General features: G+C 40.5%; 18 protein-coding genes. All 18 read left to right on the forward strand.

Annotated features, from left to right (window positions below; translation table 11 throughout):
- The first annotated feature begins 9 nt into the window (after positions 1–9).
- The 18 genes from sdaAA (at position 10) to CD122_RS01970 (ending at position 17,863) form a co-directional block, all read left to right on the forward strand.
- On the forward strand, positions 10–879 hold the full coding sequence (gene sdaAA / locus CD122_RS01885) for an L-serine ammonia-lyase, iron-sulfur-dependent, subunit alpha (RefSeq protein ID WP_103357327.1): 870 nt from the start codon (positions 10–12) through the stop codon (positions 877–879).
- A gap of 2 nt (positions 880–881) precedes the next feature.
- Positions 882–2,927 carry an ATP-dependent DNA helicase RecG gene (gene recG / locus CD122_RS01890; protein ID WP_103357328.1) on the forward strand — a complete coding sequence of 682 codons (2,046 nt, stop codon included), beginning with the start codon at positions 882–884 and terminating at the stop codon, positions 2,925–2,927.
- Between the two features lie 243 nt (positions 2,928–3,170).
- The gene (fapR, locus tag CD122_RS01895; RefSeq protein WP_169926450.1) at positions 3,171–3,731 is read left to right on the forward strand and encodes a transcription factor FapR; all 561 of its coding nucleotides are present in this window, start codon (positions 3,171–3,173) and stop codon (positions 3,729–3,731) included.
- Position 3,732: 1 nt separating this feature from the next.
- Positions 3,733–4,719, forward strand: coding sequence for a phosphate acyltransferase PlsX (gene plsX / locus CD122_RS01900; RefSeq protein WP_103357330.1), 987 nt, complete (start codon positions 3,733–3,735; stop codon positions 4,717–4,719).
- Complete coding sequence (fabD, locus tag CD122_RS01905; protein WP_103357331.1) at positions 4,712–5,638, forward strand: ACP S-malonyltransferase; 927 nt, start codon at positions 4,712–4,714, stop codon at positions 5,636–5,638. Before plsX ends, fabD begins: the two co-directional genes overlap by 8 nt.
- Complete coding sequence (gene fabG / locus CD122_RS01910; protein ID WP_103357332.1) at positions 5,631–6,368, forward strand: 3-oxoacyl-[acyl-carrier-protein] reductase; 738 nt, start codon at positions 5,631–5,633, stop codon at positions 6,366–6,368. Before fabD ends, fabG begins: the two co-directional genes overlap by 8 nt.
- Before the next feature lie 185 nt (positions 6,369–6,553).
- On the forward strand, positions 6,554–6,787 hold the full coding sequence (locus CD122_RS01915) for an acyl carrier protein (protein WP_044361001.1): 234 nt from the start codon (positions 6,554–6,556) through the stop codon (positions 6,785–6,787).
- Between the two features lie 297 nt (positions 6,788–7,084).
- A complete protein-coding gene (gene rnc, locus CD122_RS01920; RefSeq protein WP_103357333.1) occupies positions 7,085–7,816 on the forward strand; it encodes a ribonuclease III in 732 nt (243 codons plus the stop codon).
- Between the two features lie 3 nt (positions 7,817–7,819).
- Complete coding sequence (smc, locus tag CD122_RS01925) at positions 7,820–11,389, forward strand: chromosome segregation protein SMC (protein ID WP_103357334.1); 3,570 nt, start codon at positions 7,820–7,822, stop codon at positions 11,387–11,389.
- A gap of 1 nt (position 11,390) precedes the next feature.
- On the forward strand, positions 11,391–12,599 hold the full coding sequence (ftsY, locus tag CD122_RS01930; RefSeq protein WP_103357335.1) for a signal recognition particle-docking protein FtsY: 1,209 nt from the start codon (positions 11,391–11,393) through the stop codon (positions 12,597–12,599).
- Entirely contained in the window at positions 12,586–12,918 is a 333-nt protein-coding gene (locus tag CD122_RS01935) for a putative DNA-binding protein (protein ID WP_103357336.1), read from the forward strand. The genes ftsY and CD122_RS01935 overlap by 14 nt, the downstream gene beginning before the upstream one ends.
- 13 nt (positions 12,919–12,931) lie before the next feature.
- Positions 12,932–14,299, forward strand: a complete 1,368-nt coding sequence (gene ffh / locus CD122_RS01940) for a signal recognition particle protein (RefSeq protein ID WP_103357337.1) — start codon at positions 12,932–12,934, stop codon at positions 14,297–14,299.
- A gap of 130 nt (positions 14,300–14,429) precedes the next feature.
- Complete coding sequence (rpsP, locus tag CD122_RS01945) at positions 14,430–14,705, forward strand: 30S ribosomal protein S16 (protein ID WP_044360994.1); 276 nt, start codon at positions 14,430–14,432, stop codon at positions 14,703–14,705.
- Between the two features lie 95 nt (positions 14,706–14,800).
- Positions 14,801–15,304, forward strand: coding sequence for a ribosome maturation factor RimM (gene rimM / locus CD122_RS01950; protein ID WP_103357338.1), 504 nt, complete (start codon positions 14,801–14,803; stop codon positions 15,302–15,304).
- Complete coding sequence (gene trmD, locus CD122_RS01955) at positions 15,301–16,023, forward strand: tRNA (guanosine(37)-N1)-methyltransferase TrmD (RefSeq protein WP_103357339.1); 723 nt, start codon at positions 15,301–15,303, stop codon at positions 16,021–16,023. Before rimM ends, trmD begins: the two co-directional genes overlap by 4 nt.
- A 116-nt stretch (positions 16,024–16,139) precedes the next feature.
- Positions 16,140–16,490, forward strand: a complete 351-nt coding sequence (gene rplS, locus CD122_RS01960; protein WP_044360991.1) for a 50S ribosomal protein L19 — start codon at positions 16,140–16,142, stop codon at positions 16,488–16,490.
- Positions 16,491–16,673: 183 nt separating this feature from the next.
- The gene (locus tag CD122_RS01965; RefSeq protein WP_103357340.1) at positions 16,674–17,195 is read left to right on the forward strand and encodes a helix-turn-helix domain-containing protein; all 522 of its coding nucleotides are present in this window, start codon (positions 16,674–16,676) and stop codon (positions 17,193–17,195) included.
- 26 nt (positions 17,196–17,221) lie between these two features.
- The gene (locus CD122_RS01970; RefSeq protein WP_240624104.1) at positions 17,222–17,863 is read left to right on the forward strand and encodes an ImmA/IrrE family metallo-endopeptidase; all 642 of its coding nucleotides are present in this window, start codon (positions 17,222–17,224) and stop codon (positions 17,861–17,863) included.
- Positions 17,864–18,458 lie beyond the last annotated feature (595 nt).

Genomic DNA, 18,458 nt, shown 5'->3' on the forward strand with positions numbered 1-18,458 from the left:
AGGGATAGGATGTTTAAAAGTGTTGAAGAATTAATCGCAAAATGTGAAGCAGAAGGTAAAGCGATTCATGAAGTGATGCTTGAACAAGAAATGACAGTCACAGGAATGACACGTGAAGAGGTCTATACGAACATGGACCGCAACTTGACAACGATGGAAAATGCGGTAGCTGAAGGGCTTGAAGGTGTGACATCTAAAACAGGTTTAACAGGTGGCGATGCAGTACTCATGCAACGTTATATCGCCAGTGGCCGTTCATTAGCTGGTGATTTAGTGTTAGATGCCATTAGTAAAGCTGTGGCGACGAATGAAGTCAATGCAGCGATGGGCAAAATTTGCGCGACACCAACAGCAGGGTCAGCGGGTGTCGTTCCAGGTGTGCTATTTGCGTTGAAGGACAAGTTGCAATTGGATCGACAAGGCATGTTGAATTTCTTGTTAACAGCCGGTGCATTTGGATTTGTTGTAGCGAATAACGCATCCATTTCAGGTGCGGCAGGTGGTTGCCAAGCCGAAGTGGGTTCGGCGAGTGCAATGGCAGCGGCAGCGATTGTTGAAGCAGCAGGTGGCACACCGCAACAATCTGCGGAAGGCTTTGCGATTTGTATGAAAAATATGTTGGGACTTGTTTGTGATCCGGTTGCAGGTCTTGTAGAAGTCCCTTGTGTAAAACGTAATGCGGCAGGGGCATCTAATGCGATTGTTTCCGCAGATATGGCACTTGCTGGGATTACGTCACGTATCCCGACTGATGAAGTCATTGACGCAATGTACCGCATTGGACAAACGATGCCAGTGGCGTTGCGTGAAACAGGTCGCGGTGGCCTAGCAGGTACACCGACAGGCCAGCGTTTAAAACAACAAATATTTGGTGATTAAACATGACGAAAATAGCGATAATTGATAATCCTTATGCGCTGAAAGATATTAAAGGGCTCGGTCCTAAGCGTTTAACGATACTCAATGAAATGAATATTCATACGGTGCAAGATTTGATTTTGTATTTGCCGACACGCTACGAAGACAATTCGTTGGTTGATTTGACGCAAGCTGATGATGAATCCGTTGTTACCGTACAGGGCGAGATTTATTCGACGCCGACAGTCGCTTTTTTAGGGCGTAATCGGTCAAAATTAACGGTACATATGATGGTTAACGGTATCGCGGTAAAAGTAGTTTTTTTCAATCAACATTATCTTAAAAATAAAGTGCAGTTACATGATACTGTGGTTGTAAAAGGCAGATGGTCACGACGTAAGCAAGAAATTAACGGTCAAAAAATGTTTACAGATATTGCACAGCTAGCCGACGCACAATTTACGCCTGTGTATCGTGTGAAAGAAGGCATGAAACAAAAAACATTGCGTGACATGATTCATGCGACGTTAAAAGACGTAACGATTCATGAATGGCTACCTGAAGACTTGCGACAAAAATACAAATTAGAGTCGTTGCATGATACATTGCACGCCTTACATGAAGCACCCGATCAAGCATCGATTTTAAAAGCACGCCGTACATTTGCGTTTACCGAATTTTTTATGTTTGAGTTGCGCATGCAGTGGTTGAATCGACTGGAGAAAAGTTCCGATCAAGCAGTTGCCGTGCAGTATGATATTGAAGCGGTTAAAGCTTTTATTGATGACTTGCCGTTTGAATTAACGGACGGGCAAAAACAGAGTATCAATGAGATTTTCCGAGATTTGAAGGCACCGATTCGTATGCACCGCTTATTACAAGGTGATGTTGGTTCCGGTAAAACGGTTGTCGCAGCGATTTGTATGTATGCGCTCAAAACAGCAGGTTATCAGTCAGCGCTTATGGTGCCGACTGAAATTTTAGCCGAACAACACGCAGAAAGCTTAGTTGAATTGTTTGGCGAGCGTATGCGTGTCGCACTTCTAACAGGTTCCGTGAAAGGTAAGAAACGCGCCTTGTTGCTCGAACAACTTGCGCAAGGCGACATTGATTGTTTAATCGGGACGCACGCGTTGATTCAAGACGATGTCGTCTTCCATGATGTAGGACTCGTAATTACAGATGAACAACATCGCTTTGGTGTTGAACAACGCCAAAAGCTGCGTGAGAAAGGTGCGCTCAGTAATGTGTTGTTCATGACCGCAACACCAATTCCGCGTACGTTAGCAATCTCAGTCTTTGGCGAAATGGACGTGTCATCTATTAAAAGTATGCCAAAAGGACGCAAGCCAATTATCACACATTGGGTGAAACATGAAGGTTATGACCAAGTATTGGCGCAAATGGAACAAGAGCTTGCGAAAGGGCGCCAAGCATATGTGATTTCGCCACTGATTGAAAGCTCTGAGCATTTGGAAGACGTTCAAAACGTCATTGCATTGTATGAAAACTTGCAGATGCAATTGCCAAATCGTCGTATTGGTATTTTACATGGGAAGATGCGTCCGGATGAGAAAGATGATGTTATGCAGCGTTTTAGTGCACATGAGTTGGACGTGCTTGTGTCGACAACGGTTGTTGAAGTAGGTGTGAACGTTCCGAATGCGACGTTTATGATGATATATGATGCGGATCGTTTCGGCCTTTCAACATTACACCAGTTGCGTGGGCGTGTTGGACGTAGTGACCATCAAAGTTATTGCGTGTTGATTGCATCGCCAAAAACGGAAACGGGTATCGAGCGCATGACGATTATGACGCAAACGACGGACGGTTTTGAACTGAGTGAACGTGACTTAGAAATGCGTGGACCGGGTGACTTCTTCGGCGTGAAACAGAGTGGTTTGCCAGACTTTTTAATTGCCAATCTTGTTGAAGACTATCGTATGCTAGAAGTTGCACGTGATGAAGCGGCAGAGATGATTCAATCGGAACGCTTCTTTAGTGATGAACTCGTACGCCTTAGAGAATTTATCGAGCGTAATATGTTACATCAAAGTTTTGATTGATGTTCCGTGATTTAATCGCACTTTTTTAGCAGTAGTTGACGAGATATGTGAGATACCTTAAAAGGCCGTCGCATATCAGTGAACTACTGTTTTCTATTAGGAAGTATTTATTTAAGCAGTGGAAACTGATAAACGGTGTCACAACCTCCGCGCGCTAGTGAAATTATTTTGAAGATAGGATAGAACGTGTTAAAATGTACAAGAACCAATTAAGACTTGGTACTAAATGATGGTGGCGATGAAGTGAAAAGAAATAAAAACGAAAGACGCAAGTTAATCGAACAGACAATTCAAGACAATCCGTTCATTACCGATCAAGCGTTAAGCGAGATGTACGATGTGAGCATTCAAACCATTCGTCTGGATCGTACACAATTACATATTCCAGAGTTGCGTGAACGTGTGAAACGTGTTGCTACCGAGCAATATCCACAGATCAGTTCACTCGAAAATCAAGATATCATCGGTGATATTGTCGCATTAGAACCCAATTATTCTGCCAAGTCTTTATTAACAATATCACCCAACGATGTCTTTTCACGCAACAATATCGCACGTGGACATATTGTCTTTGCACAGGCGAATTCATTGTGCGTAGCGATGATTAAGCATGGCTTTGTGCTCACGAAAGAAAGTCATATTCATTTTGTCAAACCCGTACATTTAGGAGATAGTGTGATGGCTGAGGCGAAAGTCGCACATCATGATGACAAATATTATGAAATGACTGTCAGCTCCTATGTGGGGAAAGAGAAGGTTTTTGAAGGATTATTCAAAATGTACTATATAAGTGAGGATGAATAAAATGGTAAAAATAGCTGTAGATATGATGGGTGGCGACGACGCACCGGGAATCGTGCTAGAAGCGGTTCAACAAGCAGTGAATGATTTTGAAGACTTAGAAATTATTTTATTTGGCGATGAATCACAATACACATTAAACCACCCGCGTATTACGTTCCGTCCAACGTCAGAAATGATTACGATGGAAGACGAGCCTGTTCGTGCAATTAAGCGTAAAAAAGACAGCTCAATGGTGCGTATGGCTGAAGCAGTCAAAAATGGTGAAGCGCAAGGCTGTGTATCAGCAGGGAACACTGGCGCATTAATGTCAGCGGGATTATTCGTTGTCGGTCGTTTACCAGGTGTTGCACGCCCAGCACTTGTTGTTACATTACCAACAGTAAGCGGTAAAGGTGTAGTATTCTTAGACGTCGGTGCGAACGCGGATGCGAAAGCCGAACATTTATACCAAAATGCGATTTTAGGTCATGTCTATGCGAAGAAATTACGTGGTATTGAACAACCGAGAGTCGCGTTGTTAAATATCGGTACAGAGACGCAAAAAGGGAACAGCTTAACGAAAGCGGCATTTAAACAAATGGATGGCTCTCAACAATTCAATTTCGTTGGTAATATCGAAGCGAAAATGATTATGGAAGATGAAGCAGATGTTATCGTGACAGACGGCTTTACAGGTAATATGATTTTGAAAAACTTAGAAGGTGTCGCGAAGTCATTTGGCAAAATTATTAAACATGACTTGCTATCAAGTATGAAAAATAAACTTGCAGCCTTAATGATGAAGAAAGATATTAAAGGCATTGCCAAACAACTCGACTACTCTGAATATGGTGGCTCTGTGCTCCTAGGACTAGACGGTGTCGTTGTAAAAGCACACGGTAGTTCAAGCGCAAAAGCCTTTTATTCTGCAATACGTCAGGCGAAAGTGGCTTGTGAGACACAAATTGTAGAAAATATGCGTGAATTGGTTGGTGAACAGAGTGAGTAAAGTAGCTTTAATGTTTCCGGGTCAAGGTGCCCAAAAGGTAGGGATGGCACAAGACCTTTATTTGCATGATGACACGGCAAAGGCTTTGCTTGATACAGCACAGGCAAACGTAGATTTCGATTTACTAGAGACGATGTTTGAAGATCCACAAGGTGTGTTATCACAAACTGAAAATACACAACCAGCATTGTTGGCTCACAGTACAGCACTCTATGCTGCAATGGGGAAACCTACTGCAGATTATGTGATTGGACATAGTCTTGGAGAATACTCAAGTCTCGTTGCAAATGGCGTATTAAAATTTGAAGACGCGATTAAAATTGTGCGTCGCCGTGGTGAACTGATGGCTCAAGCATTTCCAAGCGGTGTAGGGAGCATGGCAGCTGTACTTGGCTTGTCACTTGAAGAAGTCACTGCGATCTGTGAACAAGTTTCAACAGCAGACGCGATTGTTGAACCGGCAAACATTAATTGTCCGGGTCAGATTGTTGTATCAGGTCATGCAACAGCGGTTGACCAGCTTGTACAAAACGGCAAAGCACTCGGTGCCAAACGTGTGCTACCATTACAAGTATCAGGACCGTTTCACGCGTCAATGATGCAAGTGATTGAGGAAGACTTTGCAGCATACATCGATCAATTTGATTGGCATGACGCGCAAGTGCCTGTCGTTCAAAATGTACACGCACAAGGTGAGACTGATGCAGAAACAATTAAGCAACATATGATTAAACAACTTTATTCACCCGTACAATTTATCGATTCAATTGAATGGTTGATTGCGCAAGGTGTCACACACTTTGTTGAAATCGGACCAAACAAAGTATTATCAGGTCTTGTTAAGAAAATTAATAGAGATGTTAAAATAACTTCGATTCAAACACTCGAAGACGTAAAGGAATGGATGACGAATGACTAAAGTAGCACTTGTAACAGGCGCATCACGTGGGATTGGACGTAGCATCGCTTTACAATTAGCAGAAGAAGGCTATAACGTAGTCGTAAACTATGCAGGCAATAAAGAAAAAGCAGAAGCTGTCGTTGCTGAAATCCAAGCAAAAGGTATGGAAAGCATGGCGATTCAAGCGAACGTCGCAAATGGCGATGAAGTAAAAGCGATGATTAAAGACGTTGTTAAAACATACGGTTCAATTGACGTACTTGTTAATAATGCAGGGATTACACGCGACAACTTATTAATGCGCATGAAAGAACATGAGTGGGATGATGTTGTTGATACGAACTTAAAAGGTGTATTCAACTGTATTCAGAAAGTAACACCACAAATGTTGAAACAACGCCACGGTCGTATTATCAACTTAACAAGTGTGGTAGGTGCGGTCGGTAACCCTGGTCAAATCAATTATGTCGCAACAAAAGCAGGGGTAATAGGTATGACGAAAACAGCTGCGCGTGAACTTGCGTCTCGTAACATCACAGTGAACGCTGTTGCACCTGGCTTCATCGTATCTGATATGACGGACGCATTAAGTGACGAATTGAAAGAAACGATGAAAGGTCAAATCCCATTAGGTCATTTCGGTCAAGATACAGACATCGCACATACGGTAGCCTTTTTAGCATCGGATAATGCAAGCTACATCACTGGTCAAACAATTCACGTTAATGGTGGTATGCACATGGAATAATGCTACTATGTGGCAAGAACCATGCTATAATATAAAGGAAGTTCCTTGTGTTTTTTGCAAATGATGTCTTGGGTTGTAATTCTCACTATATCATGGCAAAATATAACAGTCGGGTATGATAACGTATGTCTATCACTACAGTCGACCAAGGATAATCCTTGAATTTTTAAAGGAGGTGACAGACTGTGGAAAACTTCGATAAAGTAAAAGACATCATCGTTGACCGTTTAGGCGTAGACGCTGACAAGGTCACTGAAGGTGCATCATTCAAAGATGATTTAGGCGCAGATTCACTTGACATTGCAGAATTAGTAATGGAATTAGAAGACGAATTCGGTACAGAAATTCCGGATGAGGAAGCGGAAAAAATCAATACAGTAGGCGACGCTGTTAATTTCATTAATACACTTGAAAAATAATTATTTTCATCTGAGCCGATTTGTGTCGGCTCAGATTTTTTCTAATGTGTAAAAAGCGGCTGAGTATGTAGATTGTCAGTGTTCGAGAATGTGGGTACTGTGTGGTATGACAAAAGTGTAGACACATGACAATAGGCTTCTGGCAAGTGCATGAACAACATGACTCAGGGCTGAGACACAATAGTTTTAAGCACGGGGAAACCTCTAACTCCCGCTTTGATTACAATCACTGATGTTTTGCCTAATGGACTATAAAAAGAGAGAATCTAGTACAACTCGATAAAGGAGGCGTTGTATATGGCTAAACTAAGTAAAGAAGCCTTGGTGAAAAATTTTAGAGAAAAGTTTGATGAAAAAATGCAGGAGCTTGGACTCCCTTATAACAATATTGAAATCTACCAACAAGCCTTTTCGCATTCAAGTTTTATTAATGACTTTAATATGGCGCGTTTAATGCATAATGAACGATTAGAATTTCTAGGCGACGCGGTATTAGAATTGACGGTATCACGCTATTTATATGATCAATATCCACATCTACCTGAAGGGAATTTGACTAAAATGCGTGCAACAATCGTGTGTGAGCCCTCACTTGTAATATTTGCGACGAATATTGATATGAACCCGCTTATTTTATTGGGGAATGGCGAAGAGAAAACGGGTGGACGTACGCGACCGGCATTAGTTTCAGATGCTTTTGAAGCGTTTGTCGGTGCACTTTATTTAGACCAGGGTTTGGATGTCGTGCGTCAATTTGCAGAACGTGTGATTTTCCCAAATATTGAAGGCGATACATTGATGGGTGTGGTAGACTTCAAGACGAAATTACAAGAGTACATTCATCAATACCATCTTGGACAGTTGGCGTATCGTGTGACGAAGGAAGAAGGACCAGCACATAATAAGCAATTCACGTCAGAAGTGTTATTGAATCAGAAAGCGATTGCTGTTGGAGAAGGTAGAACGAAGAAAGAATCGGAACAAAAGGCAGCAGAGCAAGCCTATGTAAAAATGACAAATAAGGAGTAAGATATGGTGTATTTAAAGTCTATTGATGCATATGGTTTTAAGTCTTTTGCTGAGCCGACACAGATACAGTTTGATAAGGGCGTCACGGCGATTGTTGGCCCTAACGGTAGCGGGAAAAGTAATATTACTGATGCAATCAAATGGGTGCTTGGTGAACAGTCTGCACGCTCATTACGTGGTAGTAAAATGGAAGACATTATCTTCTCAGGTGCTAAACATCGTAATGCACAAAATTATGCAGAAGTTCAACTGAAACTCGACAATCAGCAACGCCTGTTAAATGTTGACGCCGATGAAGTAGTCGTGACACGTCGTTTGTATCGTAGTGGCGAAAGTGCCTATTATTTAAACAACGAGCAACAGCGTTTAAAAGACATTACGGAACTATTTTTAGATTCCGGCTTAGGTAAGGAAGCATTCAGCATTATCTCACAAGGACGTGTAGATGAAGTGTTGAATGCTAAACCAATTGACCGCCGTCAGATTATTGAAGAGTCAGCAGGGGTATTAAAATATAAGAAACGTAAAGCAGTGTCACTGGATAAGCTCGAACAAACAGAAGACAACTTAACACGTGTAGAAGACATTTTAAGTGATTTGGAAGATCGTGTGGAGCCTTTGAAAGAAGAAGCAGCGATTGCGAAAGAGTACCAAGCATTGTCGGAGATTTTACAAGAGAGTGATGTCTGTGTGACGGTACACGATATTGAATCGTATAAGTCACAAATTGCGCAACACGATGATGACTTGAACGGCTTGAAAAGTGAACAAGAACGTGTGCAAAGTAAGAAACATCATATTACACGTACGATTAAAACAACAAAAGGCGAACGTTTGGAGATCGACAATCAGTTGGAGCAACTCAATGCCAAGCTGATTGAAGCGACGGAGCAGGTTGAAAAGTTGACGGGACAGTATCATTTAATTGAAGAACGTCAAAAAAACCAATCTCAAACGAATGCACGTATTGAAGAAGAACAGGCGGACTTACTTGCACAGCAAACGCAAGTGCAAGAGGAGTTGGCGCAAGTACAAGCGCAATACGCAGCGCTGAAAAAGCAGAAGCAAACTTTAACGCAAGAAGTACAAACATTAGAAAATACATTGCATCAAGCACAATCAGCGACAGATGAAGATGTCGAACAGCTGAAAGACCAGTATTATCAGTTAATGACTGAGCAATCAGATATTAACAACGAAATCCGTTTTCTAACACGTACTCTGGCAGAACATGAAAAGAAGCAAACACGACTCGATTCACGTATGACAGAAGCGTTTGCCAAGCTAGAAGATGCGCAACAACAATTGAGCCGTATTGAGCGCGAGCAACAAGAGAAACAACAGCAGTTAGAGAGCGTGATGACACGCAGTAAGCAAACAGAAGCGACATTGACCGAGGTAAAGCAAGTTCAAGCAGAATCTGAAGAAAAGCTACATCAGGCGTATCGCTACAATGATAAGTTGAAGTCACGTATCGATAGTATGAAAGTGCGTGAAGATGATCTCAGCTTTTTCTATCAAGGTGTTAAAGCGGTATTAAAAGCGACAGATACATTAAAAGGCATTCATGGCGCTGTCGCACAAAAAATTGATGTGCCTTCAGAATATACCACAGCCATTGAAACAGCACTCGGTGCGAGTATGCAGCATGTCATTGCCGCGGATGAAGCATCTGCGCGCCAAGCGATTCAATATCTAAAAACGAAACGACTCGGGCGAGCGACATTTTTACCACTATCTGTTATTAAATCAAAACAAACAGATGCGTATTTAATTCAGAAAGCACAGCAACACGCAGGTTTTATTGCTGTAGCGAATGATGTGGTAAAGACAGAAAAGACGTACCAGCATATTATCGACCACTTATTAGGCCGCATTTTTATTGTGGATACGTTGAAGCATGCAAATGAAGTGGCACAAAGCATTGGTTATAAAGTACGCATTGTGACACTAGACGGCGATGTTGTGAATCCAGGTGGTTCTATGACGGGTGGTGGCACGGCACAACGTCAATCATTATTACGTCAAAAAGATGATGTACAACAACTGGAAGCGCAACTTGCTGACTATCAAGCAAAAACACAAGAATTAGAGCGTTTCTGTGCGGCTAAGAAAGCGGAGCAAGCACAACATAGCGATGAATATGTAAAGCTTCAACAACAGTATAATCATTTAAAACACGCATTACATGATTTAGACTTAGAACACGATCGCTATCAAGAAGTGGTGCAACGACTTAAGCATGATCATGAGGCGTTTGAATTTGAGAAAAATGATGGCTATCAACGTGCGAAAGGTGAAGCAACACTTGCCAAACAAGAGCAGCGTAAAACAGAAATTGCAGAACAACTGGCAGCGTTAGATCAACAAATTAAGCAATTGACGACGGAAAGCAAGCAAGGCAAGGCACAGTATGCCGAATGCCAACAACAGCTTCATCAGAAACAATCGGACTTAGCTGTTGTGAACGAGCGTATGCGCACGCAGCGTCAATCAGAAACACGCTTGAAACAAACGCTCGACCAAATTGCAGACCAGCAACGCAAGCTGGAGGAGCAACTTGCTATCATCAACTCTGATGAAGTGAACGATGGTTCAACATTAACGAACTTGAAAGCGGAGATTGACACGACGCAACAACAAAAAGAGACGTTATTGGGGGAACAAGAAGGCTTGCGTGTGAAACGTCAATCGATTGAACAGTTAATTGAAACGAACGAGCATGCACTTGAAGAGACGCACCAACATATCCTGACGTTGGAAAATCAATATCAAGAGATTAAAGGCGCGCAATCACGTCTGGACGTATTGATTGACCACGCATTGGATCACTTGTCGTCACGCTACCATATGACGTATGAGCATGCGTCGAAGGCATACCCGCTTGGCGATAACGATATTGAAGCGTTACGCCAAAAGGTTAAACTGACCCAAATGTCTATCGATGAGCTCGGTCCTGTGAATATGAACGCGGTTACACAATTTGAAGAAGTGAATGAGCGTTTTACATTCTTGAGCGAGCAACGAGATGACTTACGTGAAGCGAAGACGACGTTGGAACAGCTGATTGACGAGATGGATCAGGAAGTCGTCACACGCTTTAGTGAGACATTCCATGCGATTCAAGGTCATTTTTCAGAAGTATTCCAAACGCTTTTTGGTGGCGGACAAGCCGAACTGATTTTGACGGAAAATGATTATTTATCAGCGGGTGTCGATATTAAAGTCCAACCGCCTGGCAAAAAGCTACAACACTTGTCGTTACTCAGCGGGGGTGAACGTGCATTGAGCGCGATTGCATTGTTATTTGCGATTTTAAAAGTACGCTCTGCGCCATTTGTAATCTTGGATGAGGTTGAAGCGGCACTCGATGAAGCGAACGTTATTCGTTATGCGTCCTACTTGAAAACATTATCTGAAGCGACACAATTTATTGTGATTACACACCGTAAAGGAACAATGGAAATGTGTGATAGACTGTATGGCGTGACAATGCAAGAGCTAGGAGTTTCAAAACTAGTCAGTGTGAATTTGAATACAATTGATGAAGTGATGAAGGAGGAACAACAATAATATGAGCTTTTTTAAACGATTAAAAGATAAGTTTGCAAAACCTGAAGAAGTAACGCCGAAAGAGGAAACGACGGAAACACAATCAGAGCCTGTTTCTGAAGATGACGGACAAGCTGAAGCACCGGCGTCAAAGCCAACAAAAGAAGCTGAACCGAATTGGGCAGATCAAGACTTTGATGATGATTTGATTTCAATTGAAGAGTTTGAAGAGATTGAATCTCAAAAAATCGGGGCAAAATTCCGTGACGGACTTGAAAAATCACGTGAGAACTTCCAGAATCAGCTGAACAACTTATTAGCACATTATCGTAAAGTAGACGAAGATTTCTTCGAGGCGTTAGAAGAGATGCTAATTCAAGCCGATGTAGGTTTTAACACGGTAATGGAACTGGTCGATGAATTGCGCATGGAAGCCAAACGTCGCAACATTACGGAAACAGTTGACCTTCGTGAAGCAATCGTTGAGAAAATCGTTGAAATTTATCATCAAGAAGACGACAAATCTGAAGAAATGGCGATTGAAGAGGGGCGTTTGAACGTTATTTTAATGGTCGGTGTCAATGGTGTAGGTAAGACAACGACAATTGGTAAGCTGGCCCATCGTTATAAAGCGCAAGGTAAAAAAGTCATGTTAGCAGCTGGGGACACATTCCGTGCAGGTGCGATTGAACAACTTGAAGTATGGGGCGAACGTGTCGGCGTTGAAGTCATTCGCCAAGGTGAAGGTGCAGACCCAGCAGCCGTGATGTATGATGCGATGAATGCGGCGAAAAACAAAGGTGTCGATATTTTAATTTGCGATACAGCAGGACGCCTCCAAAATAAACAAAACTTAATGAACGAACTTGAAAAAGTGAAACGTGTCATCGGTCGTGCAATTCCTGAAGCACCGCATGAAGTCTTACTTTGCTTAGATGCGACAACAGGACAAAATGCCTTAGCCCAAGCGAAAGCATTTAAAGAAGTGACAGATGTAACAGGTATTGTTTTAACAAAATTAGATGGTACGGCAAAAGGTGGTATTGTGTTAGCAATCCGCAATGAGTTACACATTCCGGTAAAATATGTCGGTCTTGGAGAACAACTCGACGATCTACAACCATTTAATGCGGAAAGTTATGTTTACGGATTATTTGCAGATATGATTGAAGAAAATGTTGTTGAAGAAGATGCACAGGCAAATGAGGCGGTCACAGATGACAGAGAATGATCTTATTAAAACATTGCGCATGAATTATTTGTATGATTTCTATCAATCATTATTAACAGAGAAACAGCGTAATTACTTGCGTTTGTACTATCTTGAAGATTATGCATTGAGTGAAATTGCAGATACATTTGAAGTGAGTCGTCAAGCCGTGTATGATAACATAAGAAGAACGGGCGAGCTTGTTGAAGATTATGAAGAGAAGCTTGGCTTATACCGTCGTTTCACACGTCGCCAAGAACTTTATCGTGCGATGCGTGAACATATTGATGAACCAGAAACACTCAATCGTTATATACAAGAACTAGAAGAATTGGAATAAGGAGGGTCACTTTATGGCGTTTGAAGGATTATCCGATCGTTTACAAGCGACAATGCAGAAAATCAAAGGTAAAGGTAAAGTGACTGAAGCTGACATCAAAACAATGATGCGCGAAGTACGTTTGGCATTGCTAGAAGCCGACGTTAACTTTAAAGTCGTGAAAAATTTTGTGAAGACAGTTTCAGAACGTGCGCTCGGCTCAGATGTAATGAAGTCGTTAACGCCTGGTCAACAAGTCATTAAGATTGTACAGGAAGAACTGACGACATTAATGGGTGGCGACAATAGTCAGATTACCATGGCGAAAAAGCCGCCAACTGTTGTGATGATGGTCGGTTTACAAGGGGCAGGTAAAACAACAACCGCTGGTAAATTAGCGTTATTAATGCGTAAGAAATACAACAAAAAACCATTGCTCGTTGCTGGTGACATTTATCGTCCCGCTGCGATTAAACAATTACAAACAGTCGGTAAGCAAATCGACATTCCTGTATACTCTGAAGGCGACCAAGTCAAACCACAACAAATCGTAGAAAATGCTTTGAAGCACGCGAAAGAAGAGCATTTAGACTTTGTGATTATCGATACAGCTGGTCGTTTGCACATTGATGAAGCGTTAATGGGCGAATTACAAGAGGTCAAAGAGATTGCGAAGCCGAATGAAATTATGCTCGTTGTCGATGCGATGACGGGTCAAGATGCGGTGAACGTCGCAGAATCATTCGATCAACAATTAGACGTTACAGGTGTGACATTAACAAAATTAGATGGTGATACACGTGGTGGTGCTGCACTATCAATCCGTGCCGTAACACAGAAACCGATTAAATTTGTCGGTATGAGTGAAAAGATGGATGGCTTAGAGTTATTCCATCCAGAGCGTATGGCATCACGTATTTTAGGCATGGGCGATGTCTTAAGCTTAATTGAAAAAGCACAACAAGATGTCGATGAAGAAAAGGCGAAAGATCTCGAGAAGAAAATGCGTACGTCATCATTCACACTCGATGACTTTTTAGAGCAGCTCGATCAAGTGAAAAACTTAGGGCCACTGGATGACATTATGAAAATGATTCCAGGGATGAATAAAGTAAAAGGCTTAGATCAGTTGAATATGAGCGATAAACAAATCGATCATATTAAAGCCATTATTCAATCGATGACATTGGAAGAACGTGAAAATCCTGAAAAACTGAACGTATCAAGAAAAAGACGTATTGCGAACGGTTCAGGACGTTCATTACAAGAGGTCAACCGCTTATTAAAACAATTCAACGATATGAAGAAAATGATGAAACAATTTACAGGTGGCGGCAAAGGTAAAAAAGGTCGTCAAGGTCAATTACAAAATATGTTGAAAGGTATGAACTTACCATTCTAACGCTGTAATACGCAGATTTTTGAAGAAAAAACAAAAGGTAAAGTATTTTCTCTTTACAAAGTATCTGTGACCTGTTATTATTGTTTCTTGTAGATAACAAAACTTATGACTTTGAAGGAGAGAATTATAAATGGCAGTAAAAATTCGTTTAACACGTTTAGGTTCAAAAAGAAATCCATTCTACCGTATCGTGGTAGCTGATGCACGTTCACCACGTGATGGTCGTATCATCGAGCAAATCGGTACTTACAACCCATCAGCAGTGAATGCACCAGAAGTAAAAATCGACGAAGCATTAGCTTTAAAATGGTTAAAAGACGGTGCGAAACCAACTGATACAGTTCACAACATCTTATCACGTGAAGGTATCTTAAAAACATTTGACGAACAAAAACGTTCAAAATAATACGAACACACTTTAACAGTGGGACAAATCAAAAGCAGGTTTTGTCTCACTGTTTTTGTTAGAGTAGGATGTTTAAGCAAGGAGGTATAGTTTGTATGAAAATTGAAGTCGGCACAATTGTGAATACGCACGGCATTAAAGGTGAAGTGAAGGTTAAATCCAACTCAGACTTCACAGATGTACGTTTTCAACCGGGCGAAGTGCTACAAGCAGAACTGAACGGTAAAACAACGGCGCTTACAGTTAGAAGTTATCGTATGCATAAAGGCTTGCATATGTTGACATTTGAAGGCATTCACAATATTAACGATATTGAACATTTAAAAGGTGCGACGTTGACACAAGAACGCGATCATGAAGAAATTACGTTGGAAGAAAATGAGTTTTACTACTCAGATATTATCGGCTGTACAGTATTCAACGGCGATGAAGCGATTGGACGTGTCACTGAGATATTTGAAACAGGTGCCAATGATGTGTGGGTTGTCAAAGGTGAGAAAGAACACTTGATTCCTTACATCGCGGACGTCGTACAAAGTGTTGATGTGGAAGCGCGTAAAATTGTCATCACACCAATGGAAGGGCTGTTAAGTGAATGAGAATCGACTATTTAACATTATTTCCAGAGATGTTTGAAGGCGTATTAAACCAGTCTATTTTAAAGCGTGCACGTGAAAAAGGGCAGTTAGCGACACGTACGATTAACTTTAGAGATTACGCGAACAATAAACATAATCAAGTAGACGACTATCCATTTGGTGGTGGCCAAGGCATGGTATTGAAACCAGAACCGATTTTCAATGCGATGCGTGACATTGAGACAACACCAGAAACACGTGTAATTTTAATGACACCACAAGGGCAGCCATTTAATCAAAAACTTGCGGAGTCGTTGGCAGAAGCGGAACACCTGGTCTTTATTTGTGGCCACTATGAAGGCTATGATGAACGCATCCGTGAACAGTTAGTCACAGATGAAATCTCAGTCGGTGATTATGTGTTAACAGGTGGCGAGTTGCCAGCGATGGTCATGACAGATGCGGTCGTACGTCTGTTACCAGATGTACTCGGTAACCAAGTGTCACATGAAGATGATTCATTCTCAAGTGGGTTACTCGAATATCCGCAGTACACACGACCACGTTCGTTTGAAGGTCATGAAGTACCAGATGTATTGTTATCTGGTAATCATGCACATATTGAGGCATGGCGCCATGAGCAGGCGTTATATCGAACATATCAGAAGCGTCCGGATTTGTTAGAAACGTACCCATTAACGGATGAAGATAAAAAAATAATTGAACGTTTCAAAAGATGATTGAAATGTTGTTCGATGTATGATAATATTTTTTAAGTGTGAAAGCACAAAAAACACTATGATCCGCTGCTATTTATTGTCGAGGCAAGAACATAGTTTGAAGGAGAGAATATAAAATGACAAACCACAAATTAATCGAAGCAGTAACACAATCACAATTACGTGATGATATCCCATCATTCCGTCCTGGTGACACATTACGTGTACACGTACGTATCGTTGAGGGTACTCGCGAACGTATCCAGGTATTCGAAGGTGTTGTAATCAAACGTCGCGGTGGCGGTATTTCAGAAACTTTCACAGTTCGTAAAATTTCTTCAGGTGTTGGTGTTGAACGTACGTTCCCAGTGCACACACCAAAAATCGAGAAAATCGAAGTGAAACGTCGTGGTAAAGTACGTCGTGCGAAACTTTACTACCTACGTAGCTTACGTGGTAAAGCAGCACGTATCCAAGAAATTCGTTAATCCAGTCGTACCATTTACGTACGATACTGACATAAAAACAGGCTTAGCATGTGAGGTTCATATGTTAAGCCTGTTTTTCTATGTGAAAATGGAAAATAGACATTATAATTTAAAAAAATATATACTTTCATCGTGTATGTATTGTAGTATAATCAACTTCAAACAGTAAAAGGGGTGAGGTTGATGTTTTATGGAGAGAAGCTCAGCAATATACGAAAACTCAACGGGCTCTCCCGAAAAGAGCTAGCAGAACAGTTGTATATCACTGAACAAGCAGTATGGCAATATGAAAATGATTCAATGTTGCCTCGAATTGATGTACTAAATAAAATGGATCGGTTATTTAATGTAGACACCAAGTATTTCTTCAGTCAAGAATACTTGGTTCATAAAGTGTCTGAAGAAAAAATTGCTTATCGAGCTGAAGACAGAGAGTCAAGAAAGAAAACAAAGTTAGAATTATCGTTTGTAAACTTTATTGATTACTACATTAATTTCTTTGAACAAAACTTGTTAATGCCACATATGCCAATTGTGGATATTAGAGAAAAAACTTTGAAGATGATTCAAGAAACTAATGAAGATAGAAATGAACGTATCAAAAAAATTGCTGAATTTGCGAGAACTAAATTAGGATTAGAAAATAATAAAGACTTGATGTATCTATTGGAAAAAGTGGTATTTATATTGTTGAGAAGAACCTAGGGACACAAATTGATGCATATAGTACTGTGACTAACGATGGTCGATTGTATATTGTTCTAGGCACTATAAAGAAATCTGCTGTCAGAAGAAATTTTGACCTTGCACATGAATTGGGTCATCTATTGTTACACGATGATGTAGATATGGAGATATTAAGTCCTACAGATTTGAAAATAATTGAAACAGAAGCACATTTGTTTGCTTCAGCTTTTCTATTACCAGAATCGCAATTTGTAGAAGATTTTCAAAGCTTAACACGTAAGTCCAATCCTGATTACTATATAGATTTAAAACGAAAGTATTTAGTATCCATTGCTGCTATGGAAATGAGAGCTTATGCGCTAGGTATACTCACATATCAAGAGAATAGATACTTCTGGGGGCAAATAAATAAAAAACAATATAAATTTATAGAACCACTGGATGACGAGATTCCCCCAGTAAGACCCGGAAAAGTACATGCACTCTTAAAATTTGTATTGGATAAAGAAGTTATGAAGATTGATGATGTTTGTAGTGAATTTCATATTCGTCCAGCTTTTCTATCATACCTATTTAGTTTAGAATCAGACTTTTTCAGACCATATATGACTATACAAAAAGATTATTTTAATCAAACAGAAGTCATTCCTATTGGTGAGTTACGTTATAAAACTTCAATGAAATAATTCAAAAAGGCAACGGCTAATCTACGTTAAGTTGTGCCGTTGCCTTTTTAGTGGTGTGCCCGGCATGGGTAATAACTTGACAGTGAAAGACTGTTACAGACTTATTTGATAATATACTTTTTTAAAACATGATTATCAGTTGATAGCAATAAGAATTAAAAGCAGTAAGATTTGTTATAGTACTATCGGGTGATATTTATGTGCGGGACACTGATAGGTTTAGTAAAAGGTGTGCTTATGGGGTGTGTAAGAAGTTTATTAGTTATAGAAAGTATAGAGAGCGATGTAGAAAGTAAAAATGTGTCAATGGTTAATAAATATTGTAAAATCATGGAGAACATAAATGTAGGTCTTGCGTAACAGTTTATGCACCTTAACTAAATTTGTAGACAAATGTAGATATGGCTTTACCTATTAAAGCGAGTATTTCATAGACTTTGGGTTTATAAAAGATTCAGAGGCTTAGCATTAATGGAGAATTTGGAATAAATGATTGGAATTTTTTATTCTTTAAAATTATTTTTAAGAGTTTTTAAAGATGAGAGGATGGGATCCCATGTTTAGATTTATATTTTTATTTTTCGTAGTTTTCGTT

Origin of the sequence: Staphylococcus rostri (genome assembly GCF_002902145.1) — a bacterium.
Classification (GTDB): Bacteria; Bacillota; Bacilli; order Staphylococcales; family Staphylococcaceae; genus Staphylococcus; species Staphylococcus rostri.